This is a genomic window from Neptunomonas concharum (genome assembly GCF_008630635.1).
GTDB lineage: Bacteria > Pseudomonadota > Gammaproteobacteria > Pseudomonadales > Balneatricaceae > Neptunomonas > Neptunomonas concharum.
Window position 1 is genome coordinate 1,578,749 of the sequence record NZ_CP043869.1, and the last position, 25,132, is coordinate 1,603,880.

Below are 25,132 nucleotides of genomic sequence, written 5' to 3' on the forward strand. Positions count from 1 at the left end.
AGGTGAAAATATGAAAAAAACAATGGTTACCTTCATTGGGGGCGCTTTGCTATCGCTGGCACCTCTCCAATTTGCTGTTGCTCATGGTAATGCGACCGGTGTTGTAAAAGAGCGCATGGATACTATGGATGATATGAAAGCATCCATGAAAACCTTAGCCGCTATTTTTAGCGGAGAACGAGAATACAATGCGCAACAGGTCAAAGACGCAGCGGATACCATCGCACAGTTGTCAGGTGAAAGCCTGCTAAAGCTGTTCCCGAAAGGCAGCCTTAAAGGGCTAGGTCATACAGAAGCGAAACCGGAGATCTGGCAAGAGTGGCCACGTTTTTCTGGTTATGCCATGGACTTGCAGCGCTTTAGCGAAGCGTTGGCGCAGGCCGCTTCTAAATATGAAGCAGGCTCTCAGCAAGCGCCGGCTACCACGATGATGAGTGGTAGCAGCTCTATGATGAGTGGGCATAAAATGATGGGTGGGCACAAAATGATGGGAATGCAACAGATGTCCCAAGAGCACTTAAATAATATGCCTGCTGATCATCTATTCACCATGGTTAAAGAGAGCTGTAGCAACTGCCACACTCGATATCGTACCGAAGAGGACTGATCTATGGTGGGGTGGAAAAAGTACACAGTTTTTGCGGCTTTAATCTTAGCGGTTGCTTTCGGCTTTATGGTGACGTCACTACCACCTGAAACACCTTTATCGGTGCGGGAAGGTGACGTTGCCAGAGGTGCTTATCTTGCGCGCATTTCGGGTTGTATTGCGTGCCATACCAATACGGAAGCCAATGCTCCTTTGGCGGGTGGCTATGGGATTAAAACGCCTTTTGGTGTGCTTTTTTCGCCCAACTTAACGACGGATAACAAAACGGGTATAGGTGATTGGACAATAGAAACGTTCGGGCGCGCGGTAAGGTCGGGTGTTTCGCCTGATGGGCAGCCTTATTATCCCGTGTTTCCTTACCGTTTTTATGCTCAATTTAGTGATCAGGATATTGCTGATTTATGGGCGGCCTTTCAGACGGTACCTCCAGTACCTTATGAAAATCGTGAGCACCAGCTTGCGTTCCCTTATAACATTCGCTCAGCGCTCTACCTGTGGCGTGCCTTGTATTTTGAAGGGCGCACCTCTGTCCAAACAGATAGTCTTCAGGATGATCAATACAACCGAGGTAAGTATCTTGTCGAAGTCGCAGGGCATTGTGCCGCTTGCCATACCCCAAGAGGGTGGTTAGGTGGTTTGCAAGATGATAAGTCCCTACAAGGGGCGACAATATTAGATGATATGAAAGCCCCAGCGATTACGCCTGAAGCTCTAAAACAACAAGGTTGGACGCTCAATACTCTGGCTTATGGATTAAGCACGGGGATAAAACCTGATGGAGATGTGATGGGAGCGGCCATGGGAGAGGTTATTCGTGATGGTTTATCGTATTTAAGTAAGGCTGATCAACAAGCAATGGCACTCTATTTGTTGTCGGATAAAAGTACTTCCACGAAGTAACAGACTGCTATACTAGAGCCTTCAAAAATCAGGGGGCTTCAGTGAACGATTTACAGGTATGGCAATATGTAGCCATTGGCGCATTATTTATCTGGAGCGGCTTTGTCCGTTCAGGTTTGGGCTTTGGTGGTGCCGTCCTGACCCTGCCTTTTTTATTATTAGTACATAATGATCCACTGGTTTTCTTACCGATTATTGCCGTTCACCTTTTAGTATTCTCAAGCTTAATTGCGTATGGCAGTCACAAAAAGAATAAACGAGTGGTTAGTGAAGAGCCTATCTCAACTATCGATTGGGATTACCTAAAGCACTCCTTAAAAATCATGATCATTCCAAAACTGATAGGGGTGTTTGGTCTATTGACGCTACCTACAGCATTGATGAGCAGTATTATTTTCGTGATTGTGATGGTGTATGCCATTGGTTATGTACTCAATCGACCTTTTAAGAGTAATAGCCGAGTTTTGGATAATATGTTCTTAATGCTTGGTGGTTATATTAGTGGTACATCCTTGATCGGCGCACCATTGATTGTGGCCGTCTATGCAGGACATGTGGCTAAGCACCAGCTGCGAGATACGCTGTTTGTCCTTTGGTTTATTCTAGTGGTGATTAAGTGTGCAGCATTTGCTTGGGCAGGCGTAGATTTCCAATGGATTCATCATCTATGGCTACTACCTTGCGCAGCGCTGGGGCACCTGATTGGGCAACGATTCCATGAACGGATGGTATCGGCAGAAACGCCGCTGTTTTTCAGAGTGCTTGGTTCTGCGTTAATTATTGTGAGCCTGATCGGTTTGTGGAAGGCGCTGAGTTAATCGCTTAAAGAGAGAAAGAGAAGCCGGGATATTCCCGGCTCTAAGTTGTCTAATGACTGGCTTATTTTCCTGAATAGTTACCTGTTCGCTTTTCTACAAACGCAGTGACGGCTTCCATGTGATCTTCTGTGTTGTGGCACATGCCTTGGAAAACAGCACATAGGTCGAGAAAGTCGGGTAACGCTTGTCGTTGAGCTGCCTTCATTAGTCGTTTTGTTAGCCTAAGTGCTTGGGGGGGCTTAGCTGCAATCTGTTGGGCCATCTTCAAAGCGGTTGGCAGCAGCTGATCTGCAGGTACAACATCCAGCAATAGCCCCATCTCTTTAGCTTCCTGAGCTTTGACTAATCTACCGGTAAAGGTCATATCTGCTGCTTTTTGGTAGCCAATGAGACGCTGCAAGAACCATGCGCCCCCATCACCTGGGATAATGCCTAGATTTACAAAGGTCTCGCCCAGCAGAGCGGATTCTGAGCCAATGCGAATATCACACATACAGGTTAGGTCAAAACCTGCGCCGATAGCAGGGCCATTAACTGCGGCAATAACCGGGACTTCACATTGATAAACGGCAAGTGGGATTTTTTGGATGCCGTTGCGATATTTATTCTGCACTTCATAGACATCCCCACCAAAAGCGCCATCACGGTAGGTGGTATCTCTTTCCTGCATCTCCTTGATGTTACCGCCAGCAGAGAAGGCTGATCCATTCCCCGTCATGATAAGTACGGAAACATCCTCAGAGCGATTAACCCAATCGATTGTTGTCAGTATGTCATCAATGAGTGCTGTACCTGTCAGAGCATTACGAACATCATCTCGATTGAAGGCGAGGGTAGCAATACGGTTATCTAATGTCAGTGTTGCATCGCAAAGTTGCGGAATTGGCAAGTGCATAGTTGATCCTGTTTGTTTTTGTCTAAGCATACGACAAGATAGTGAAAATATTAAGGGATTTCCTTTATTTGGGTTGTACTCAGGTTCAGTAGCCTGCATAGGCAAATAGGCGCATAATCCCCCAGTATAAGGAAAATAACGATAATGAATGATGCTTTAAAAGGTTTATCAATACTGGCAGTAACCGCACTGTCGATCTCTATTGTGCTCAGCATGAAGTATGAGTGGGAGATCCCTTTTCTTGCCGCAACAGGTGGCGCGCGTAACAGTGCGAGCGAGCTGCAACGCCAGATTTTAGCGGGTGCAGACCCTACGCTATTACAAGAGCCTACAGCTGCTGGTGATTCTCCTACATGTTTTAATGGGGCGTTGTATCTCTCTGATGACAATGGTCGCCAGCAGCACGAGTATTTGAGTGTAATTCATGGCAGTCGGTTATATATTCGTATCAAGGGCCAAGAGGTGATTATCGAGTCCCCTTACCAGTCGTCATTGCAAGAAGCCTTCACTGTAGACTCTGTTCCGGTATTGGTGGCAACCCGTTTAGCTGATATGGCTAATGATCAGACGGACTGCATATCTAAGCCTATGACGCTCTCTTTACTTGCTCGTTAATTTTTTTAGTAGATCCTCGCGTAAATATTTTCAGCTCACCTTTCTCACCAATAAAACTTAGCAAGATTTGTTAAAAGTCTCAGTGGTAGAGTTCATTCTAACGTTTGAATGTTAAGAGACTTCCTATGCAAAGTACGCGAAACAGTTATCACCAGCGTTTTCAAAACGTCATCGATTATATCTTTGCTAATCTAGATCAGCCGCTAGATCTTAATCAACTCGCAGAGGTGGCTTGTATGTCCCCTTCGCATTGGCACAGGATTTATCGCTCAATCTATGGTGAAACCTTAGCAATGACCGTAAAGCGCCTACGTTTACATAGAGCCGCTGAGCAGATTTTGAATACCAGTGAGCCGTTATCGAAAATCGCTTTAGGCGCAGGTTATAGCAGCGTTCAAGCATTTAGCAGGGCATTTTCACAGAGCTACGGGCTTCCGCCTGTGCGTTATAAAAGGGAAGGGAGTCATCAGCAGTTTGCTGTTACCCCTTCAGATATGCATGTAAAAACTGTCGGAGATATGATGATGTTAGAAGTGAATATTAAACAAGTCGAAAGTTTTTCTGTATGTGGCCTCCCTCATCGAGGGTCCTATATGGAGATTGGCAAAGCATTTGAGAAACTGTTTGGTTGGTTGGCGATTAACCATAAACTGACATCCGATATACGTTCAATTGGTATCTATTTAGATGATCCGTGCAGTGTAGAAGAGAGTGAGCTACGCTCCTTTGCCGGTGCTACCTTTGATGGTTCTGCTGAATCGACATTTGAGTGTCAGGAATTAGTTGGGGGAGAATATGCGGTATTACACTATAAAGGCCCCTATAGCGACATGCATAACGCTTATCAATGGCTGTATGGGGTATGGTTACCTCAGTCAGGAAGGGAAGCGGCAGATAAGCCCGTATTTGAAGAGTACTTAAATGATCCTAAAGAGGTGGCTCCTACCGAATTGCTGACAGATATTTACCTTCCTCTTAAGTAAATGTCCCACACGAAAAAAGGCGATGCCTGTAAAAGGGATCGCCTTGATCTTGGAGAACGCTGCTCTGATCACTTACATCACCAGAGCGCTTCTCTTAAACCGGTTCTTAGTTGAACTGGTTAGATGTGTTTTTCGCACCACCGGCTTTCAGTGCTGCTTCACCTGCGTAATACTCTTTGTGGTCGTCACCGATGTCAGAACCTGACATGTTCTGGTGTTTAACACACGCGATACCCTGACGGATCTCTTTACGCTGTACGCCAGCCACGTAGCCCAGCATACCTGCATCACCGAAGTACTCTTTCGCCAGATTGTCTACAGACAGGGCAGTAGTGTGGTAAGTCGGTAGCGTGATCAGGTGGTGGAATACGTTCGCTTCACGAGCAGTATCTGCCTGGAAGGTGCGTACACGTGCATCAGCGGCTGCAGACAGTTCAGAATCATCGTATTCAGCTGACATCAGGTTGTTACGATCGTAGGCAGATACGTCTTTACCTTCAGCTACCCATGCATCGTACGTCTGCTGACGGAAGTTCAGCGTCCAGTTGAATGATGGAGAGTTGTTGTAAACCAGCTTAGCATCTGGGTGTACTTTACGAACGTCATCCATCATGCCCTTAATTTCATGAACAGTCGGAACCGCTGTTTCGATCCACAACAGGTCAGCACCTGCGTTCAGCGCTTCGATACAGTCAAATACGCAACGCTCGTGGCCTGTGCCAGGACGGAACTGGTACAAACCAGAAGCTAGACGCTTAGGACGAACCAGTTTGCCATTACGGCTGATCAATACGTCACCTTCGCTGGTGTCTTCTGGAGCAACTTCTTCAACATCTAGGTAAGAGTTGTAGATATCACCTTGGTCGCCTGGCTCACGAACCACTGCGATCTCTTTAGTCAGGCCAGCACCTTCAGAGTCAGTACGTGCAACGATAACACCGTCATCAACACCCAGCTCAAGGAAAGCGTAACGCAGTGCACGCAGTTTTGCGTGGAAGTCAGCGTGAGGTACGGTTACTTTACCGTCCTGGTGACCACACTGCTTCTCATCAGCTACTTGGTTCTCGATCTGCAAGCAGCATGCACCGGCTTCGATCATCTGCTTAGCCATCAGGTAAGTGGCTTCTGCGTTACCGAAGCCTGCATCGATATCAGCAACGATCGGCACAACGTGCGTTTCGTGGTTATCGATCTGGTTCTGGATTTCAGCTTCTTTAGCTGCATCACCCGCTTCACGCGCTTTATCCAGTTCACGGAACAGACCACCGAGTTCACGCGCATCAGCCTGACGCAGGAAGGTGTATAGCTCTCTTACCAGATCAGCAACAACGGTTTTCTCATGCATAGACTGGTCAGGCAGAGGACCGAAAGAAGAGCGCAGTGCAGCAACCATCCAGCCAGACAGGTAGAGGTATTTACGTTCAGTAGAACCGAAGTGCTTTTTGATAGAGATCAGCTTTTGCTGACCTACAAAACCGTGCCAGCAGCCTAGGGACTGAGTGTACTTGGTTTTATCTTTGTCAAACTCAGCCATGTCACGGCGCATGATACCTGCCGTGTATTTAGCGATATCCAGACCGGTTTTGAATTTGTTCTGAGCGCGCATACGAGCAGCAGATTCTGGGTTGATAGCGTTCCAAGGAGAGCCATTGGTTTCGCACAATGTTGCTACTGCATCGATATCTTTTGTGTAGTTTGACATGGTTAGTCCTTCACGTGTTTCTATAAAAATAAGATGATTTAAGAATCATTTTTCTCTATGTTGAAGGGGTAAGCAGGTCATGTCAAAGCGTTTTTGTGCATAGCAGCAAAGCTGTAGTTTCACTACAAATAGGTCGATTGAATTAATGTAAAAAAACTACAGAATTTTGGTTTAACTGGCTAGCTTGAAACGCCCAATTCATGGGTGTTGCGATGCAGCATAAAAAGGTTATTTCGACTTTAGAAGGGGGGCTTTTTAACGTAATTTACATGCAATTTTGGAATTAAAATAAGATTTCATATATCAAAAAAATATTTATAATTTTAACTACATAATCGCGTAAATTCGTGAGCTGATAGTGCTTTAAAAGGCTCATATCTACTGATACGAACCTTTTGAAAAGATACATCTGTTGGATTGGTTAGCTTGTGATCAAATTGAGGTAGGTCGCTTCGATATCCTCATCAAAATAAGCCATACCTAACTTGGTTAAGTACTCCATACGGTCGGCTTTCATTAGGTCAATTTCAGGGGCATCAAAGCCGTGCTTCTGATAGAGGCCTGCCAGATAAGCCATAAAGTTCTCACCTTCACTGACCAATAATAAGCTGGCCGCACCAACATCGGGCTTCACTTGTGTATTGAGTGTTTCTGGCAAGGTGACGGTAAATACAACAGGCTGTTCATTTCCGGCTATTCGCACACTGCGATCCCTGACGGTTTTCTGTGCCCAGTAAAAAGCCAATTCTTTACTTTGTGTTAAAAATACCGGCTCAATTGATTCAGTGTAGCTGTTTCCAATAGTTGCCATGGTTTTTTTTGCAGCTGCGTTGAGCTCTTTATCACCTGAGCGTTTTAAGCCCTGTGCTTTGATGGAATCGACTAGCGCCGATGACGTACCGTGATACCAAGTATTATTTGTTGTGAACCCCTGGTCGGTTAACACATCTTTAGCATCTTGAAGGAAAGTAGGTGTATCAGCCATATTTGAAATCACTTTATCAATTTTAATAGAAACCGCTGCATATTCTAACGTAAAAACCTATTGGGTTCTTTCATCAGTAAGTTTCAGTTGAACCCGTTAAAAAAAAGGCGATGCCTGTAAAAGGGATCGCCTTGATCTTGGAGAACGCTGCTCTGATCACTTACATCACCAGAGCGCTTCTCTTAAATCGGTTCTTAGTTGAACTGGTTAGATGTGTTTTTCGCACCACCGGCTTTCAGTGCTGCTTCACCTGCGTAATACTCTTTGTGGTCGTCACCGATGTCAGAACCTGACATGTTCTGGTGTTTAACACACGCGATACCCTGACGGATCTCTTTACGCTGTACGCCAGCCACGTAGCCCAGCATACCTGCATCACCGAAGTACTCTTTCGCCAGATTGTCTACAGACAGGGCAGTAGTGTGGTAAGTCGGTAGCGTGATCAGGTGGTGGAATACGTTCGCTTCACGAGCAGTATCTGCCTGGAAGGTGCGTACACGTGCATCAGCGGCTGCAGACAGTTCAGAATCATCGTATTCAGCTGACATCAGGTTGTTACGATCGTAGGCAGATACGTCTTTGCCTTCAGCTACCCATGCATCGTACGTCTGCTGACGGAAGTTCAGCGTCCAGTTGAACGATGGAGAGTTGTTGTAAACCAGCTTAGCATCAGGATGTACTTTACGAACGTCATCCATCATGCCCTTAATTTCATGAACAGTCGGAACCGCTGTTTCGATCCACAACAGGTCAGCACCTGCGTTCAGCGCTTCGATACAGTCAAATACGCAACGCTCGTGGCCTGTGCCAGGACGGAACTGGTACAAACCAGAAGCCAGACGCTTAGGACGAACCAGTTTGCCGTTACGGCTGATCAGTACGTCACCTTCGCTGGTGTCTTCTGGAGCAACTTCTTCAACATCTAGGTAAGAGTTGTAGATATCACCTTGATCGCCTGGCTCACGAACCACTGCGATCTCTTTAGTCAGGCCAGCACCTTCAGAGTCAGTACGTGCAACGATAACACCGTCATCAACACCTAGCTCAAGGAACGCGTAACGCAGTGCACGCAGTTTCGCGTGGAAGTCAGCGTGAGGTACGGTTACTTTACCGTCCTGGTGACCACACTGCTTCTCATCAGCTACTTGGTTTTCGATCTGCAAGCAGCATGCACCGGCTTCGATCATCTGCTTAGCCATCAGGTAAGTTGCTTCCGCGTTACCGAAGCCTGCATCGATATCAGCAACGATCGGCACAACGTGCGTTTCGTGGTTATCGATCTGGCTCTGGATTTCAGCTTCTTTAGCTGCATCACCCGCTTCACGCGCTTTATCCAGTTCACGGAACAGGCCACCCAGTTCGCGCGCATCAGCCTGACGCAGGAAGGTGTACAGCTCTCTTACCAGATCAGCAACAACGGTTTTCTCATGCATAGACTGGTCAGGCAGAGGACCGAAAGAAGAGCGCAGTGCAGCAACCATCCAGCCAGACAGGTAGAGGTATTTACGTTCAGTAGAACCGAAGTGCTTTTTGATAGAGATCAGCTTTTGCTGACCTACGAAACCGTGCCAGCAGCCCAGAGACTGAGTGTACTTGGTTTTATCTTTGTCAAACTCAGCCATGTCACGGCGCATGATACCTGCCGTGTATTTAGCGATATCCAGACCGGTTTTGAATTTGTTCTGAGCGCGCATACGAGCAGCAGATTCTGGGTTGATAGCGTTCCAAGGAGAGCCATTGGTTTCGCACAGTGTTGCTACTGCATCGATATCTTTTGTGTAGTTTGACATGGTTTTGTCCTACCTAACAGGTTAAAGGTAATAGCAAAAAGCTGTTTCTAATTGTTGAAGCCATAGTATGGGAAAAAGATATATAATTGAAATAAATGCTATTTATTTTATATATTTATTATATGAATGTAGTGTTTAACTTGTTGAATCTAAAAGATTTGAGGCTGATAAATGAATCTCGATAAGATTGATTTAAACTTGCTGGTCTATCTAGATGTGTTGCTGAGAGAGCGAAATGTGACTCGATCCGCTAGCTTATTGGGTATTACTCAACCAGCCATGAGTAATGGCTTAAGGCGTCTGAGAGAAACTTTTTCAGATCCTCTCTTGGTTAGGACGAGTGAAGGTATGATGCCGACGGAGCGTGCGATTTTATTACAACCTGTTATTCGGCAAGTCCTTGCTTCTATCGAGCAAGCCGTAGAGCCGGGTACGGATTTTGATGCATCATGCAGTGACCGTGTGTTTCGCATTATGACCAGTGATTATGGTGAGTCAACGCTAATTCCTACTGTACTGGCTCGGCTCACTGAGGAAGCACCGGGTGTCGTGCTTGATATCTTAACCCCCAGTGATATGAGTTTTCTGGAGGTAGAGCAGGGTGAAGTAGATTTGGTTATAAACCGCTTCGATACGTTGCCTCAAGCTTTTCACCAAGTGACGCTATGGCAAGATAGCTTCTCCTGCTTACTTAGCGCGGATAACCCACTCGCGGATAGTTTCTCTTTGGATAGTTATTTACAAGGGCATCATGTATGGGTCAGTAAAACAGGAATGGGGGCCGGAATGGGGCTCACGCCAAAAGATACCACTCGCCTTGGCTGGGTAGATGAAGCGCTGCTTAAATGCGGCCACAAACGGCATATCTCTGTATTCACTCGCCACTATCAATCAGCGGCTTTACTGGCTGAACAAAAAGGCTTGATTGTTACCATCCCAACCAAGGCGGCGATGGCGCAGCAGCATAACCCCAAACTTAAAATTTTTCCGCCACCTTTTGAAGTCCCCAGCTTTGAGCTGAAGATGGCCTGGAGTCCGTTGCTTCAACATAATCGTGCTCACCAGTGGCTGCGGCGCTTGGTTACAGAATCTGCTCAGAAGCTAGCGTCGATGTAACTCAATGCGTGTCAGATCATCGTCATAATCCTTCGTTACTATAGGGTTTTAAATAGCCGAGAGCACAGGTCATGTCGAGAAGTAATAGTATCAGCCGTAGGGATTTCATTCGATTATCTGCAATGGGTATCGGTGCTGCAGCGATTTCTACAGGGCTTGCCGGATGCGGAGGTGATAGCCAAATTGGCGTAAAAGTTAAGTATTCTCATGGTGTTGCCAGTGGTGACCCTTTGCAAGATAAAGTCATCATCTGGACACGGGTAACACCCGAGTTAGAACTGAAAATAGATGTGCAGGTTCATTGGGAAGTTTCTGAGGATGCTGCATTCACTTCGCTTATTCACCAAGGACATATGATTACTTCTCCAGAGCGAGATTATACCGTCAAGGTTGATATTCAAAACTTATTACCAGGGCGTACTTATTTCTATCGCTTCATAGCTAATGAAGTAGTATCGCCTGTTGGTCAGATGAAAACGTTACCCAGTGGTTCTGTAGACAAAGTTAAGCTGGCCGTATTCTCTTGTGCGAATTATCCTGCAGGCTTTTTCAACGTTTATGGTGAAGCCGCAAAACGGAATGATATTGATGCTGTACTCCATTTAGGTGACTACCTCTATGAGTATGCGATGGGTGGTTATGCAACAGAGAATGCGATTCAGATAGGTCGAGCGATTCCTCAAGATAACGATACTGAACTCGTTAGTTTAAGCGATTATCGTAAACGTTATGCGCTCTATCGTAGTGATGAACAGCTGCAAGGTCTTCATGCAAAAGTACCTTTTATCTGTGTGTGGGATGATCATGAAGTAGCAAATGATGCATGGCGCAATGGTGCAGAGAATCATCAACCGGAAGAGGGAAGCTTTGATGAGCGCAAAATGCAGGCATTGCAAGCTTACTTCGAGTGGTTGCCTATTCGTCCGGCTAATCCTGATGACAACGAAACAATCTATCGCTACTTTGAGTTCGGTGATCTAGCATCCTTGTATATGCTGGATACGCGACTGATTGGGCGAGATTTACAGTTAGATTTTGCAAGTTATACGGATCCTGTTAGCGGAAGTTTCAATAGTGCTCAATTTATTGCAGATGTCGCTGATGCCAACCGGACGTTGTTGGGTGCTGATCAATTATTATGGTTGCAGCAAACCATGATGGTTTCTCCTGCAAAATGGCAAGTGTTAGGACAGCAAGTGCTTATGGGGCGTATGAATATCCCTGCAGAGCTGCTCCGGTCACCGTCTAAGATGGGGGAGTTGGTCGCGATCAAATTAAGAATGGATGCAGGTGATCCAACACTCACGGAGGAAGAGCAAGCAAGAGTCCTATCCGCGGTTCCTTATAACCTAGATGCCTGGGATGGCTATGCTTATGAGCGTGAAGTGATTTTTGGGCTGGTTAAGCAGCTGGATAAAGATCTCATTGTCTTGGCGGGCGACACTCATAATGCTTGGGCCAACAATCTGACAGATAGGGTTGGCGATGCGGTAGGGGTAGAGCTTGCGGCACCTTCAGTAACATCACCTGGATTGGAGTCTTATCTTAATCTTGGGGATGACCCTGTGGCTTTAGGTCAGGCTGAGTTTGGTTTCACTACATTAATTAATGACTTGCAGTATATGAATATCTCTCAGCGGGGCTATTTGACAGTAACCCTGACGCCTGAAAAGGCAGAGGGCGAATGGATATTTGTTAATAATATTCTCAGCCCGACTTACAGCGTCGATGAGCTAAAAGGCAAGCGTATGCATGTGCTGCCGGGTTCTGATCATAGGACGCTGGTTGACAGCTAACTAGGTAAAAAAGAGGAGGCCTAGGCCTCCTCTTCTAGTGCTTCGTCATAGGATTCTGTACAGAGTGCTTCCATATTGAGCAACTCGGTGACAATCTCCAGTGTTTCTTGGCTGGTGATGTCATCACCACTGATTGCTGAGTGATCACATAAGGCTTTTATAAAGCCTCCTTCGTGAGCGCCTACCTCGCAAGACACGCCATTCACGTATAGCACGTAATTTTTTACCTGTTTACGGCGATAGGCAAAGCGTATCCCTTCCGTTCGCATCAACAGTCCACCTTCATCAAGATAGCCACGAACCTGATCTGTTGTTAACATCTCTTGCGGTTCATCTTGCTCTTGATCAGGGTATTTGTGCTCTGTCATGAACTGGCCAAACCAGTCTTCTAACAGACCTGGCTCTTTTAGGTAAGAGGTAAAGATATCTCTTACTTTGTCAAAAGCAGCTTCAGTTATTTCTGCGGGACTTTCTTGTAGCTTCAGATCAGGATCAGCATAACGCAGTTCGCCAGTTAATTGCTCACCCACGAAGTCCGTGAAGCTTCTGAGAATTTCGGCATGAGAGGGGGCTCGAAAACCAACAGAGTAAGTCATGCAATCGTCTGATTCAGCAATACCGTTATGCCCTAAACAGGGTGGGATATAAATCATATCACCCGGGTTTAGGATGTAGCTTTCTTCGGCGGTCCACTCAGGAAGGATCATGACGGGAGTATCGCTGCGGCGCGGTGATGCTTCATTAAATGTGCCGCCTATTTCCCAGCGTCGCTGTCCGCTAGCCTGAATCAGGAATACATCGTAATTATCATAGTGAGGCCCTACACCACCCCCTTGGGTGGCGTAGCTGATCATCAAGTCATCAATACGCCAACTAGGGATAAAGCGAAACTGTTCAAGTAGCGCATTAGCTTCTGGGACCCAATGATCAACCGCTTGGACGAGCAGAGTCCAATGGCTTTTAGGCAAAGAGGCAAAATCGGCTTCCTCAAAAGGCCCCTGCTTAAGTTCCCAACTTTCACCGGTCTCATCCTGAGTAATGAGGCGAGACTCAACCATCGGTTCACAGGCGAGCCCTGCTAACTCGTCAGCGCTGACAGGGGGCTCAAAGTCAGGGAAAGCGTTTCGAATCAGTAGGGGCTTCTTTTGCCAATATTCTTCAAGAAACTGCTCTACGGTGATATCACCTAGCGGGAACTGAATCATCGTTTCAGTAGCTCAACCAATTCAATGGCGGCATCTTCCAGTTCATCCATGACTTTGCGTTTATCTCGTGCTGCCAAAGCGGCAATTCGATTATTTCCTAACACCTTGGCACACTTCTGGATTTTCAGTGCGCAATCTTGAATGCCGCCTAAGTTATTCTCATAAGCATCCATTTCAGCGGCGACTGCTTCGATACCTGCTTGGAGACGTGCTGCATCTTCTTTTAAATTTTTTAGATTGGTGTGCATTGTCGTTAATCCTTCTTGTCGGTCGACGATAATCTTTGCATAGTTTCCTGAACAGAGGTCAGGATGCCTCGTAACATGCCCAACTCGGCTTTTTCCGGACGCGTCCGGTTGAAGTAGCGCTTTAGTTTGGTCATGGCGCGCCCTTCGTGTTGGGGAATAATAAAGTTGGTAGCTCGTATCACAGTTTCCAGATGTTCATAAAAAAGCTCCATCTCTTTATGTCGAGGATACTCGGACTCAGTTGGCTTAACCTCAGTACTTTGAGAAGCCATCCAGACTTCGTAACATAGCAACTGAATGGCCTGAGCAACATTTAACACGGGATATTCTGGATTCGCAGGGATGTAAACATGGAAGTTACACAACTGCAGTTCTTCGTTCAATAAGCCCATAGTTTCACGCCCGAAAACTAACGCAATCTCCCCGTGGCTTGCTTCTGACACCACTTTTTCTGCACAGTTTCGTGCATCGAGAATAGGTAGGTCAAATGTTCGGGTGCGGGCACTGGTTCCAATGACGAGCTGGCAGTCTGCAATGGCTTCTTCCATCGTACTAACGACTCTTGCATTGTCGAGTACATCTTTAGCGCCTGCTGCTCTGGATACGGCTTCTTCACTTGGATGATCATTAGGGTCAACCAGCCAGAGCTGGGACAGCCCCATATTTTTCATGGCACGAGCCGCTGCGCCGATATTGCCAGGATGGAATGTATTGATTAAAACGATACGAACATTGGATAGCATAGGTGATAGCCTTTAAAAACAGGCGGCCATTATAGGGTAATGACGGCGGCTCACAAAGACTCTGTGTAGCGATTCAGATCATAAATGAAACGCTCTCTATGCCATAAATGAGGCGAGTGATCTGAGTCGGGATAAATCAGCAGTTGGCTATTTGGTGTGTGCTGGTGAACATAAGCTTGTAAGTCAGCGCTATAAAACTGGCTTTCATCGCCGTATACCAGAAGGGTTGGGCATTGGATTGAGGGGAGCACAGGGCGATAGTCCTGTTGAGTAATGCTGTCCCAGCATCGAGTTAATAGAGAACCGTGAAGCTTATGGAGATGGTCTCGCATTTGTTGAAAGCCTCTTGAGTTTGCCTCGTAGTTTTCTCGTGAGCGGCGATTATGCCCAAAGGCTATCAGTTCTAATACGGCTTCAGCAAAATCTTCTTCAAGACGCTTAAGAAATGTTTGGTTTTTTGTCGCATTGAACTCACTGTAAACGCCGTTTCTCCATTCATCATCGGTGACTAATTTTGGCGATTGGTCGACAATACAAAGCCCTTTAAGGCGAGCATCACTGTGGCGTCTAATATACTCCCATGCGGTAAGCGCGCCCATGGAGTGTCCAATAAGCACAACATTTGTCAATTCAAGGTGTGCTAACAGTTCTTCAAGGTCATCTGCCATACGCGCAAGAGTCATCTCCGTTTGGCTGCGATAAACATGGAAACCATGTCCTCGGGCATCCCAGCAGATCACTTGATGTCGTTCAGATAATTCGGCTGCAAAAGGAAGCCACTCTCTTGAACTGGCTGTCCAGCCATGTAAAAAAACAAGGCAAAGTTCGCCAGCACCCATAGAGATATAGTTAATTTCTGTATTATCTGAAGCGTGAAATTGTTCCATGGAGAGAATCTGTTCCTGCGGCAAAGAGAGGCCTCCATTATATCGTTATACCTACGAATCATCAGGTGCTCTTAGCCTAAAAGGTAAGATGGATAAAACAATTAACCTTGAATCTTGAACGATTTATAACGGGTGACTATTAATATATTATGTCAGTCATATATTTGATCAATCTGGAAGGGAAATCCTATGCAAATCATCGATGTCGAAAAAGTGTTGAACCAAGAAGGTATTTCATTCACAAAACAGGGTGATGCTTTAAAGATCAAATTGAATGCATGGTCTGGGCCTGTGAAGATCATCTATGATTGGAATAAGCGCGCTTTGGCGTTTTCTTCCTATCAAGGGGCGATGATGCTTGTGTCTTTTATCATGATTGTCTCTTCAATGGCGACCTTAGGTGACGGGAAATATGCTTGGGGCGGTGTTTCTTTGGCGTTGGGCCTTATTAATCTCACCAACATTGTGTTAACCGAAATCCATCTGATTGATCTTAAGCGCTTGCTTCAAGAGCATCAAAAAGCGGCACCCGAATCTATGCAATAGGGGCCTGTTATCATAAAAACGAAAAGGGGCCTTAATAGCCCCTTTTTCGTGTGTGACGATCTATTAGATACGCTTGGCTTGATCCACCGCATTACCGATATAGTTATGGGGTGTTAATTGCTTCAGCTCAACTTTGACCGCTTCTGGCAGTTCGAGTGTATCGATAAATGCCTGAATCGTGTCTTTGTTCATTGCTTGGCCACGGGTAAGTGCTTTAAGCTTTTCGTATGGCTCTTCGATGGCGTAGCGGCGCATCACGGTCTGAATTGGTTCAGCCAATACTTCCCATGCATTTTCTAAATCTTCATTCAGTCGAACCGCGTTCAGTTCCAGCTTGCTGATACCTTTGAGTGTCGATTGGTACGCAATCAAACTGTAACCAAAGCCAACGCCCATATTACGAAGAACCGTGGAGTCTGTTAGGTCGCGTTGCCAGCGAGAAATAGGTAGCTTGGCTGCTAAATGTTGCATGATAGCGTTAGCAATGCCTAAGTTGCCTTCAGAGTTTTCGAAGTCAATAGGGTTAACTTTATGTGGCATCGTTGAAGAGCCAACTTCGCCAGCAATAGTGCGCTGCTTGAAGTAGCCCTGTGAGACGTAACCCCAAATATCACGGTCAAAGTCGATCAGAATCGTATTGAAACGGCAAACCGCATCAAACAGTTCTGCAATGTAGTCGTGTGGCTCGATTTGAGTCGTGTATGGGTTAAAGCTAAGCCCCAAACCTTCGATAAAGGTTTTAGCATTCTCTTCCCAGTCGATATCTGAGTAGGCTGATAGGTGAGCATTGTAGTTGCCGACTGCACCATTAATTTTGCCTAAAAACTCAATCTGCTGCATCTGCTTGATCTGACGCTGTAAACGGAACGCCACGTTAGCCATCTCTTTTCCAACGGTTGTTGGTGAAGCTGTTTGGCCATGGGTGCGGGAGAGCATAGGCTGCTCTGCAAAATCACGGCCCATTTTGGCAATCTCGTCAGCGGTTTGCTTCATTAAAGGTAGAGTAACCTCTAGACCTTCTTTGAGCATTAGCGCATGAGAGAGGTTGTTTATATCTTCAGAGGTGCAAGCGAAGTGTACAAATTCGTTAACGGCTTGCAGTTCAGCGTTGTCTTTGAATTTCTCTTTAATCAAATATTCAACGGCTTTTACGTCGTGGTTGGTCGTGCGCTCGATCTCCTTGACGCGTTCTGCATCAGTGGTGCTGAAGTTATCAACGATGCCGTTCAGAAGGGCGTTCGCAGCGTCGCTGAACGCAGGTACTTCTGTGATCTGCGGGTGAGCGGCCAGTTTTTGCAACCAACGGATCTCGACCAGAACACGGTTACGGATAAGTCCAAATTCACTGAAAATAGGGCGTAGGTCAGCAGTTTTGCTGCCATAGCGGCCATCTACCGGAGATACGGCAGTGAGGGCAGAAAGCTCCATGTATCATCTCGCTGTAGCTAATTGATAAAAATGAGGCAAAATTATAGCGGAACTTTGCTTAGAAATCTGTATCTCGTGAGGGTTTTACAAAGCCGTGAGAATGAAAAGCTTTTCAGTTTGCGGATTTCTGAGTAACGCTTCTGACTCCTCTGCATTGAGGGGTTTGCTGTAAAGGTAACCTTGAATATCATTGCACTGATGATCGATCATAAAGTAGAGGTGTTCGAGGTTTTCAATCCCTTCTGCGGTGACTCTTAGATTTAAGTGTTGTGCCATGGTAATGATACTGCTGATTACCCCTTTGTAGCGCTTATCTTTCTCTAGTTGAAGAATAAACGACCGGTCGATTTTCAGATTATCGATAGGTAAATTTGATATATAGGAGAGTGATGAATAACCTGTGCCAAAGTCGTCGATCGCAATTGTGATACCTTTTTCTCTAATTTGATTCAGACGCTCTGTCGCCTTTTGCATATTATCCAGAAAAACCCCTTCGGTTATCTCCAGTTCGATATGTTCTGGCTTAACCCCGCTACTATAGATTGCTTGATCTAGATGCTCTAAAAAGTGAATATCAAATAACTGGATAGGTGAAATATTGATCGCCATGCGGCCTTGCCAAATCCCAGCGTGTTGCCATGCGGCTTGTTGTTTCATTGCGCTTATCATGACGTGATACCCCAGTTCCATGACCATGCCGGTTTCTTCGGCTATGGTGAAAACCTCCTCAGGGGAAATAAAACCAGCGGTTGGGTGAATAAATCTAGAGAGTGCTTCAAATCCGGACAAGCAGCGGTTTTGTATATCAACTTTAGGTTGGTAGACAACCTTCATGTAGTCATTATCAATCGCAGAGCGTAGGTATCGCTCCAGTTTGGTTCTGTGCTCTAGGGCAATACTTAAATCTTGTGAATAAAATTCAAAGCACTCCTTACCTTTTGCTTTTGCTTGATACATAGCCATATCTGCGCAGCGTAGCAGTGATTCAAAACTTTCAGCATCTTGCGGGAAGCGGCTAATGCCTATACTGGCGCTGATGTTTGCACTGTAATCACCTAAGCGGTAAATTTCCGATATTTTTTGAATAAGCCGTTGGGCTAGGCTAGCTAACGCATCTTGGGGAAGGTAGGGTATAAAAACTGTAAACTCATCCCCTCCAAAGCGTGATGCTATCGTATCCTCTGGTAAGTGTTTAAGAATTCGCTGGCCGGCTTCGATCAATAGCTGGTCTCCGGTATGGTGACCAAGGGTATCATTAATATTCTTAAAACGATCCAGGTCGATAAACAGCATACTGGCCTGATAGCCTGGTGCATCTCGGCTCTTGAGTCGCTGGTTGACGCTAAATTGAAAGTAACTGCGGTTATAAAGGCCGGTCAATTTGTCATAGTTTGCTTGCCGTTCTAACATTTTCTCACGATGGAGAGCGTTAAATACGACGGCGGTGTGAGTTAAAAACTCTGGGAATCTAGCGTGTCTTTGTTTTTCTGTCTGCCCGATTAACAAGCCCGACATGAGTTGATTGCCGTGAAAGAGTGGGTAAAAGCGGTAGCTTTCTTGTTTGCTAGGCCATCGGCTTTGTGGAAACCATGCTTGCACTTGGTCAGCACTGCAGCTAATGGAATTTTCTCCTTGGCTATGGTGCTGCAACGAATTACGCAGTTGATCAAGATTAGTAGGAATATCTGTGAAGGTGTTATGAGTGTAGTTGTAGTGAAAAATAACTTGCTCAGGTTGTAAAAAAGGGTCGAATATAAAAATACAGGCATTGTTTGGAAATGACAGCATTGACAGACTTTGGAGTATTTCGCGAGCGCACGCGTGAATATCTGTTTTCACAAGAATTCTTCTATCAATTGAAGACAGCGTTGAGTTGACCTTAAACTCATCTTCTAACTTGCGGGCCATGGCGTTAAAGGATTCTGCTAGCTCTTGGTATTCGTCATTCGTGTTTAGTTGTATACGATATGTTAAATCGTTTTCTGATAACGCTTGAGTGCCTTTTATTAAAGCGTCGACAGGTTTTAAATAACGACGAATACTAATCACGGATAAAAGTACAATGAGCAAAAGAGCAAGTAGTGCTCCCGGTATGTAAGTTCTTGCAAAGGCGGTTAGTTGTGAGAGCACAATGCTTTCAGGCTTGTTAGTAATGATATACCAGTCGGGCACCCTGAACTGGTGGTCCATGAATAATGCCCAATAGGAAGCCAGCATTTTAGTGCCATGGGTATTGGTCCAAGAAAGCGTGGGGGTGTTTGGTTGTGTAATGACCTGTTGAATTTTCTCGTTTGGCATAGGCTCGGTGCAGTGAATAGTGGCCCCAGACATTAAAGCGATACAGAGAGACTCATAGGCACCCAGCTCGGTTTCGGGCCATGCAAACTCCTCTTTAAGTTGAGCCGCTGCAATATATTGGCTCCCATCTAGTTCGAGCCGTTCTACCAGCCATACGTCTTGGTAATCACCTTGGTTGACTAGAAACAGCCGTTCGTCTCCCAATGTTGCCAATGTTTGGGATAGGCTCGCATCAATATCTGAACCTAGCAAACTTAATTTATGCTGCTTGTCACGGTAAATATGCAGTTGGTTGAAAAATACCTTTAGCAGTGCCCACTCATCATCATTAATTGGGGTACTATCGGTTAAGTCGGTGAGCGCTATACTCAAGTAACGGCGAGCATCGCTAAGGCGTCTGAATAAACTCAAACCGTATTCCTGACTGGTCCGACGTAAGCTTTCTTTGTGTTCATAGGAGATAAGCTGGCTGACCTCTTTGAATGATGAGAGACCAGTCACAAATAGTGGAATAAATATTACAATTAAGAAAAGTAGAAAGAGTCGTCGTCCGATACGGCTTTTGAAGGCGCTTAATTCAAGTTTCATAGATCTTAATGGTAATCTTTGGCTAGGCCAATATAGCTGCCATTTCGGCCGCGCACGATATCATCCTGGCTTAATGCCGAGGTGAGAGGGCTAGCAGTGCGGCCATCCTTTCCTTTGCTGTAGAGATCGTAATCGGTATTAATAGGTACCTGATCTTTATTTTTTCTTAGCTGACCGTTCCCTTGTGTTGTCGATATATTCAAATACTCATAGGGGTTATCCCACGGGTCTCTCAGTACATCCGCAGGTAGGTTTAGGTTGTTCAGATTAGGAGGGTAGCTGCCTTGAGTGATAAAGAAAGTCTCCAGCTTGCCGCTGATGAGGGTAATTTCAGAGATTGATAATTCTATATTAGTGCGATCAATGTGCGCCTGATAAGCAGGATAGGCAAAGCTCGCCAGAATGCCCACAATAGCAACTGCTATCATGAGCTCCAGCAAGCTAAAGCCTTTTGTTTTCTCGTACTGCATGAGGGTCTCCTGAACATGCTTATATATCTCCCTGATATAAGCAACCACATGCTGTAAGCCTAGGTCAGAATGCAAATATTACAAGCCAGAGAATGACTCAGGGTGCAATTTTTTTCAGCGATGGTCTTAGTCTGGAGCGGAAGAAAAGCAAGTGCCAGCGTTTGCCACCAACTTGCCTCCAAAGCATGGCCGCCCGAATGCCAGAAAGTAACAGTGCGCGTATCTTTGCGGCGTTCTCAGCATTTTGTAGATGGCGAGGGTCGCCACCTACTTGAATGCGAAAACTGAAGGTGCTGATGGAGTCTTGGTAGAGGCTTTCCAAATTGGCAATCACACTTGAATGGGTAAAGCTTGCCGGATTATCCATTGGATTTTGTGATTCAGGGCTGAAGTATCTCGCTTTCTCGCGGATGCTATCAATTCTCTCACCCACTAGGTTCAGCATCTGATTGTTTTTAGAAAGCTTTTTTTCCAACATAATCATGCTAAGCACATAGTTGGTAATATTGTTGTTTTTGGTCTCCTGCTTTTTATCAACGAGGTCTTTTAGTGATTTAAGACCCATGCTGAGATTAAAGGGAAGATCCTTTGCTCCACCATAAATATCTTCTGTGCTTTCAGGTCTAGTTACAAACAGGCTGTATATGCTTGCCTCAAAATTATTTTGTGGAACCATGCCTCTGTTGGCGATCTGATCAACTAACGTTGCCGCCTGAAACATGGCAGCAAGTGCGATTGCTTGTTCATCATGGGCTCTGGACATGTAGGTTTAGGCCTCGTTTTTCCCTGTGGTTTCTATCACGCCACCGCCAAGACAGATGTCATCTTGATAAAACACCACGGATTGACCGGGTGTAATTGCGCGCTGTGGCTCATCAAAGAGTACCCTATAGATGGCGCTTTGGGGATCTTTTTCAAGGGTGCACGTTTGATCTCCTTGGCGATATCTGACTTTCGCTTTACAGCGATAGGGTGTTTCTGGCGCTTGACCATTAATCCAGAAAATATCGGCACTGGTAAGCCAATCGGTAAAGAGCAGGTCATTTTGTTGGCCCTGAACGGCAATCAAGACGTTTCTGTCTAAGTCTTTGCCTGCGACAAACCAAGGTTCTTCAGGATAGTCTTTGAGGCCACCAATATGTAAACCTTGCCTCTGACCGATGGTGTAATACATTAAACCGGCATGTTCGCCAATCACATCTCCGTTGTCGGTTTCTATTTTTCCAGGCTGGGCAGGGAGGTATTGCTGGAGAAAATCTTTAAAGCGGCGCTCTCCTATAAAGCAGATACCGGTACTATCTTTTTTGTTGTGCGTAATCAGATCGTGCTCTTCGGCTATTCTTCTAACCTCGGGCTTTTCCAGTTCTCCCACGGGGAAGAGCGTGCGCTTGATCTCTTCTTCACCCACCTGATGTAAAAAATAGCTCTGGTCTTTATTGTTATCTAGTCCTTTGAGAAGGCAGGTGTGACCATTACGCTCTGCGCGGCGAACATAGTGTCCGGTTGCGATAAAGTCAGCGCCAAGCTCTAGTGCGTACTCGAGAAACGCTTTAAATTTAATTTCTCTATTGCATAAGATATCTGGATTGGGTGTCCGGCCAGCTTTGTACTCTTCAAGAAAATGCTCGAAGACATTATCCCAGTACTCGGCGGCAAAGTTGGCGGTGTGAAGGTGAATGCCTAGCTTGTTGCAAACCGCTTGGGCGTCGGCAAGGTCGTCCATGGCGGTGCAATAGTCGGTACCATCATCTTCATCCCAGTTTTTCATGAAAAGCCCTTCGACCTGATAGCCTTGCTGCATCAGAAGAAGGGCTGAAACGGATGAGTCGACGCCGCCGGACATGCCGACAATCACTTTTTGTACTGTTAATGGGGATGTAGGGTTCATCAAACGCTCGAGTTGAACTAGGTTTTACCAGTTTATAGCTGGCGAACAAAGGATAACGGAATACGCTGATTATCCAGATAATCGTCAATGCAGGCCAGTACCATTGGGCTTCTTAGGGCAGATTTTTCTGCCACTAGTTCCTCTCGCGTCATCCAGCGCGTACGGACGATCTCTTTGTCGAGCTCAGCGTCGGGATTTTGTTGGAGCAGGTTGGCGGCATAGCATAGCCTGTGGTAGGTGATGCCGTTTTCCTCACCTTTGGCAATGTATAAGCCAACGAGCGCCGTCAATTCCACATGACAGCCGGTTTCTTCCAGCGTTTCTCGAAGGGTTGCGGTTTCAAAGGATTCTCCCTCTTCAACATGGCCTGCCGGTTGATTGATAACGAGCTTTCCATTTGATATCTCTTCGACCATCAAAAAACGGCCATTTTGCTCAATAATTGCAGCAACGGTAGCATGGGGTGTCCAGCTCATGTTGATCCCTGTGTTAGTTAAAGGCGTCGTTTGCGCTAAAAAATGATATGATTTTTCACTTTAGAGGGGAGATAGCATGCCTGAAGATCTGATTCTTGTACAAACAGATGATTTTGATATTACAACACTAAACGCTTGGCTTAAATCAGATGATGCCAGTGCTGGAGCAGTGGTTACTTTTACGGGTTTAGTGCGCGAGCATGCAGAAACTGCCATGGAGCAGATGTTTTTAGAGCACTATCCGGGGATGACGGAGCGAGCTTTAGAGGGCATAGTTGTGCAAGCACGAATACGTTGGGAGCTGGCGAATATTGCTGTTATTCATCGGGTTGGCCATCTATCCCTCAATGAGAATATCGTTTTTGTGGGGGTTGCCAGCGCGCATCGTGTTAATGCATTTGAGGCGGCTCAATTCATTATGGATTACCTTAAAAAAGACGCCCCATTTTGGAAAAAAGAGATTGGTAACGCACAGGAAACATGGGTAGAACAAAAAGAAACGGACCTGCTTGCAGCTAAGCGCTGGTAACTCTCTAAGTGTTAGCGAGCAGGATTGGCGCGGCGGCCGGTAGGTTTGGATGCTTTGTTTCGTCCCTTCCTATTTGCTGAGCCAGGTGCATTCCCCTTAGGTTTTTGTGAAATATGGATGGTATCTTCTCGGAACTCCCCAATAGGGAGGTCATCTATCGTCCAGCTTCCGATAGCATAACGGATCAATCTTAAGGTAGGAAAGCCCACCGCTGCGGTCATCCGACGAACCTGTCGATTTTTTCCTTCGGTAATTTTTAACTCAATCCAACTGGTAGGTATCGCTTTGCGCTCGCGTACGGGTGGTGTTCTATCCCAAACCTTAGGTGCTTCCATCTGCTTTGCTTTAGCGGGGCGCGTTATGCCATCTTTTAAAAGTACCCCTTTTCGTAGTAGCGTAAGCGCTTCTTGGGTGATCTCTCCTTCGACTTGAGCCCAGTAGGTTTTTTCCATTTTAAACTTAGGGTGAGCAAGCATGTGCTGTAACGCGCCGTCGTTTGTCAGGATTAATAAGCCTTCAGAGTCGTAGTCCAGTCTTCCAGCGGCATAAAAGCCAGATAGCTTAATGTAATCAGCTAGTGTTGCGCGGCCTTCGGGATCAGTAAATTGAGTAAGTACCTGAAATGGCTTGTTGAAGAGCAATATATTCGACATAAATCCTAATTCTGTAGTGTTGGAATAATGTATGCGTTTGGTGACAGTGTGCGAGGTGTGGCGCAGAAGAAACCTTGGGTATGAACGAACGTTCATACCCTTCGGCTTATTTAACAAAAAGGCGTGTCGTCAATGACATGCCTTTATGGTTTTCTGGGTCCTTTGAGTTATAGCGGTACAATATTAACCGCATGAACTCCTTTAGGGCCGGGTGTTGTTTCAAATTTAACCAGTTGGCCTGCTTTTAAGCTTTTATAGCCATCCGTTTGAATCGCTGAGTAGTGAGCGAAAAGATCTTCATCAGGCCCCTCGTCAGCAATAATGAAACCAAAACCTTTAGCGTTATTGAACCACTTTACTTTCCCTGTCTGCATTACATACTCCTATCTAATGCCTTGTTAACCGACCTACCTGCAGATAGTAAGCCTGAACTGCAAAGCTGACACCTGCTACAATAGAGTTATAGCGTAGAATGTCGCTTATCAATACAGGGACTGCCAGTTTAAACTTCTCCTGTTGGTGAGAAGTATAGCTGTTTGTGAAACTGTGGTGCCATTTCTTCTTAATTTTTTTACAGGTTTTATAGAGATATTTCATGTTTACAAGCATTGACAGAAATCTGATTCGTATGTCCGCCGATGAAGAAGAACATTTTTCTGATGAAGGAAGCTTGGCGACACAAGAAGCTAAGCCTAAACTGAAAAAGCCGCCGATGTATCGTGTCGTCCTTCTGAATGATGATTACACGCCAATGGAGTTTGTGGTTGAGGTGCTCATGGTCTTCTTCGGGATGACACAAGAGAAAGCGACGCAGGTAATGTTAGCGGTTCATACCCAAGGTAAGGGTATATGTGGTGTATTTTCTCGGGATGTGGCTGAAACTAAATCTGCCCAAGTGAATCAATATGCTAGGGATAACAAACATCCCCTGTTGTCAGAAGTAGAAGCTGTTTAGCGGAGACATAA

Annotated in this window: 26 protein-coding genes; 10 read left to right on the forward strand and 16 right to left on the reverse strand. The window is 45.7% G+C overall.

Translation table 11 applies throughout. From position 1 onward, the window contains the following. The first annotated feature begins 10 nt into the window (after window positions 1-10). From F0U83_RS07385 to F0U83_RS07395, 3 genes are read left to right on the forward strand one after another with little or no spacing between them, the layout of a single operon-like run. Window positions 11-607 carry a c-type cytochrome gene (locus tag F0U83_RS07385; RefSeq protein ID WP_211343692.1) on the forward strand — a complete coding sequence of 199 codons (597 nt, stop codon included), beginning with the start codon at window positions 11-13 and terminating at the stop codon, window positions 605-607. 3 nt (window positions 608-610) lie between these two features. Beyond that, window positions 611-1,507: a c-type cytochrome gene (locus tag F0U83_RS07390; RefSeq protein ID WP_138988336.1), complete on the forward strand. Its 897-nt coding sequence runs from the start codon at window positions 611-613 to the stop codon at window positions 1,505-1,507. 41 nt (window positions 1,508-1,548) lie between these two features. Beyond that, complete coding sequence (locus F0U83_RS07395; protein WP_138988335.1) at window positions 1,549-2,325, forward strand: sulfite exporter TauE/SafE family protein; 777 nt, start codon at window positions 1,549-1,551, stop codon at window positions 2,323-2,325. 61 nt (window positions 2,326-2,386) lie between these two features. On the opposite strand, the gene F0U83_RS07400 is transcribed toward F0U83_RS07395, so the two are convergent. Then, on the reverse strand, window positions 2,387-3,220 hold the full coding sequence (locus tag F0U83_RS07400) for an enoyl-CoA hydratase-related protein (RefSeq protein WP_138988334.1): 834 nt from the start codon (window positions 3,218-3,220) through the stop codon (window positions 2,387-2,389). Between the two features lie 144 nt (window positions 3,221-3,364). On the opposite strand from F0U83_RS07400, the gene F0U83_RS07405 reads away from it, so the two are divergent. Together F0U83_RS07405 and F0U83_RS07410 are read left to right on the forward strand one after the other, a co-directional pair. Further along, window positions 3,365-3,835: a hypothetical protein gene (locus F0U83_RS07405; RefSeq protein WP_138988333.1), complete on the forward strand. Its 471-nt coding sequence runs from the start codon at window positions 3,365-3,367 to the stop codon at window positions 3,833-3,835. 125 nt (window positions 3,836-3,960) lie between these two features. Further along, on the forward strand, window positions 3,961-4,818 hold the full coding sequence (locus F0U83_RS07410; protein ID WP_138988332.1) for an AraC family transcriptional regulator: 858 nt from the start codon (window positions 3,961-3,963) through the stop codon (window positions 4,816-4,818). 106 nt (window positions 4,819-4,924) lie between these two features. Here the strand turns inward: F0U83_RS07410 and F0U83_RS07415 are convergent, their stop codons facing one another. From F0U83_RS07415 to F0U83_RS07425, 3 genes are all read right to left on the reverse strand, one after another. Next, window positions 4,925-6,520 (reverse strand): isocitrate lyase, encoded by a 1,596-nt coding sequence (locus F0U83_RS07415; protein WP_150036803.1) that lies wholly within the window; start codon window positions 6,518-6,520, stop codon window positions 4,925-4,927. Window positions 6,521-6,941: 421 nt separating this feature from the next. Continuing rightward, window positions 6,942-7,505: an RNA 2'-phosphotransferase gene (locus tag F0U83_RS07420; protein WP_138989100.1), complete on the reverse strand. Its 564-nt coding sequence runs from the start codon at window positions 7,503-7,505 to the stop codon at window positions 6,942-6,944. Window positions 7,506-7,699: 194 nt separating this feature from the next. Further along, window positions 7,700-9,295 carry an isocitrate lyase gene (locus F0U83_RS07425; RefSeq protein WP_150036804.1) on the reverse strand — a complete coding sequence of 532 codons (1,596 nt, stop codon included), beginning with the start codon at window positions 9,293-9,295 and terminating at the stop codon, window positions 7,700-7,702. A gap of 171 nt (window positions 9,296-9,466) precedes the next feature. On the opposite strand from F0U83_RS07425, the gene F0U83_RS07430 reads away from it, so the two are divergent. Both F0U83_RS07430 and F0U83_RS07435 read left to right on the forward strand, forming a co-directional pair. Then, entirely contained in the window at window positions 9,467-10,411 is a 945-nt protein-coding gene (locus F0U83_RS07430; RefSeq protein WP_138987164.1) for a LysR family transcriptional regulator, read from the forward strand. A gap of 71 nt (window positions 10,412-10,482) precedes the next feature. Further along, window positions 10,483-12,207: an alkaline phosphatase D family protein gene (locus F0U83_RS07435; protein WP_138987165.1), complete on the forward strand. Its 1,725-nt coding sequence runs from the start codon at window positions 10,483-10,485 to the stop codon at window positions 12,205-12,207. A gap of 20 nt (window positions 12,208-12,227) precedes the next feature. On the opposite strand, the gene F0U83_RS07440 is transcribed toward F0U83_RS07435, so the two are convergent. The 4 genes from F0U83_RS07440 to F0U83_RS07455 are packed head-to-tail and all read right to left on the reverse strand — an operon-like array spanning window position 12,228 to window position 15,290. After that, entirely contained in the window at window positions 12,228-13,412 is a 1,185-nt protein-coding gene (locus tag F0U83_RS07440) for a cupin domain-containing protein (protein ID WP_138987166.1), read from the reverse strand. After that, window positions 13,409-13,660, reverse strand: a complete 252-nt coding sequence (locus F0U83_RS07445) for a hypothetical protein (protein WP_138987167.1) — start codon at window positions 13,658-13,660, stop codon at window positions 13,409-13,411. The genes F0U83_RS07440 and F0U83_RS07445 overlap by 4 nt, the downstream gene beginning before the upstream one ends. 5 nt (window positions 13,661-13,665) lie before the next feature. Beyond that, window positions 13,666-14,403 carry a tRNA (cytosine(32)/uridine(32)-2'-O)-methyltransferase TrmJ gene (gene trmJ, locus F0U83_RS07450; protein ID WP_138987168.1) on the reverse strand — a complete coding sequence of 246 codons (738 nt, stop codon included), beginning with the start codon at window positions 14,401-14,403 and terminating at the stop codon, window positions 13,666-13,668. Between the two features lie 50 nt (window positions 14,404-14,453). Next, window positions 14,454-15,290, reverse strand: a complete 837-nt coding sequence (locus F0U83_RS07455) for an alpha/beta fold hydrolase (protein WP_138987169.1) — start codon at window positions 15,288-15,290, stop codon at window positions 14,454-14,456. A gap of 189 nt (window positions 15,291-15,479) precedes the next feature. On the opposite strand from F0U83_RS07455, the gene F0U83_RS07460 reads away from it, so the two are divergent. Continuing rightward, window positions 15,480-15,836, forward strand: coding sequence for a hypothetical protein (locus F0U83_RS07460; protein WP_138987170.1), 357 nt, complete (start codon window positions 15,480-15,482; stop codon window positions 15,834-15,836). A gap of 63 nt (window positions 15,837-15,899) precedes the next feature. Here F0U83_RS07460 and purB read toward each other — a convergent pair whose 3' ends face one another. From purB to F0U83_RS07490, 6 genes are all read right to left on the reverse strand, one after another. Further along, window positions 15,900-17,264: an adenylosuccinate lyase gene (purB, locus tag F0U83_RS07465; protein WP_138987171.1), complete on the reverse strand. Its 1,365-nt coding sequence runs from the start codon at window positions 17,262-17,264 to the stop codon at window positions 15,900-15,902. Between the two features lie 84 nt (window positions 17,265-17,348). Next, complete coding sequence (locus F0U83_RS07470) at window positions 17,349-20,150, reverse strand: bifunctional diguanylate cyclase/phosphodiesterase (protein ID WP_138987172.1); 2,802 nt, start codon at window positions 20,148-20,150, stop codon at window positions 17,349-17,351. Window positions 20,151-20,155: 5 nt separating this feature from the next. Continuing rightward, a complete protein-coding gene (locus F0U83_RS17325) occupies window positions 20,156-20,620 on the reverse strand; it encodes a prepilin-type N-terminal cleavage/methylation domain-containing protein (protein ID WP_138987173.1) in 465 nt (154 codons plus the stop codon). A gap of 97 nt (window positions 20,621-20,717) precedes the next feature. Next, window positions 20,718-21,383 carry a high frequency lysogenization protein HflD gene (gene hflD / locus F0U83_RS07480; RefSeq protein ID WP_138987174.1) on the reverse strand — a complete coding sequence of 222 codons (666 nt, stop codon included), beginning with the start codon at window positions 21,381-21,383 and terminating at the stop codon, window positions 20,718-20,720. A 6-nt stretch (window positions 21,384-21,389) separates the two neighbouring features. After that, on the reverse strand, window positions 21,390-22,508 hold the full coding sequence (gene mnmA / locus F0U83_RS07485; protein ID WP_138987175.1) for a tRNA 2-thiouridine(34) synthase MnmA: 1,119 nt from the start codon (window positions 22,506-22,508) through the stop codon (window positions 21,390-21,392). A gap of 32 nt (window positions 22,509-22,540) precedes the next feature. Further along, the gene (locus tag F0U83_RS07490; protein ID WP_138987176.1) at window positions 22,541-22,984 is read right to left on the reverse strand and encodes an NUDIX hydrolase; all 444 of its coding nucleotides are present in this window, start codon (window positions 22,982-22,984) and stop codon (window positions 22,541-22,543) included. A 76-nt stretch (window positions 22,985-23,060) separates the two neighbouring features. Here F0U83_RS07490 and moaE point away from each other — a divergent pair, with 76 nt between their 5' ends. Beyond that, a complete protein-coding gene (gene moaE, locus F0U83_RS07495) occupies window positions 23,061-23,513 on the forward strand; it encodes a molybdopterin synthase catalytic subunit MoaE (protein ID WP_138987177.1) in 453 nt (150 codons plus the stop codon). Window positions 23,514-23,524: 11 nt separating this feature from the next. Here the strand turns inward: moaE and F0U83_RS07500 are convergent, their stop codons facing one another. Further along, window positions 23,525-24,166, reverse strand: coding sequence for a pseudouridine synthase (locus tag F0U83_RS07500; RefSeq protein ID WP_338036386.1), 642 nt, complete (start codon window positions 24,164-24,166; stop codon window positions 23,525-23,527). Between the two features lie 167 nt (window positions 24,167-24,333). Next, a complete protein-coding gene (gene cspD / locus F0U83_RS07505) occupies window positions 24,334-24,540 on the reverse strand; it encodes a cold shock domain-containing protein CspD (protein WP_138987179.1) in 207 nt (68 codons plus the stop codon). 254 nt (window positions 24,541-24,794) lie between these two features. On the opposite strand from cspD, the gene clpS reads away from it, so the two are divergent. Beyond that, window positions 24,795-25,121, forward strand: a complete 327-nt coding sequence (gene clpS, locus F0U83_RS07510) for an ATP-dependent Clp protease adapter ClpS (RefSeq protein ID WP_246077721.1) — start codon at window positions 24,795-24,797, stop codon at window positions 25,119-25,121. Window positions 25,122-25,132 lie beyond the last annotated feature (11 nt).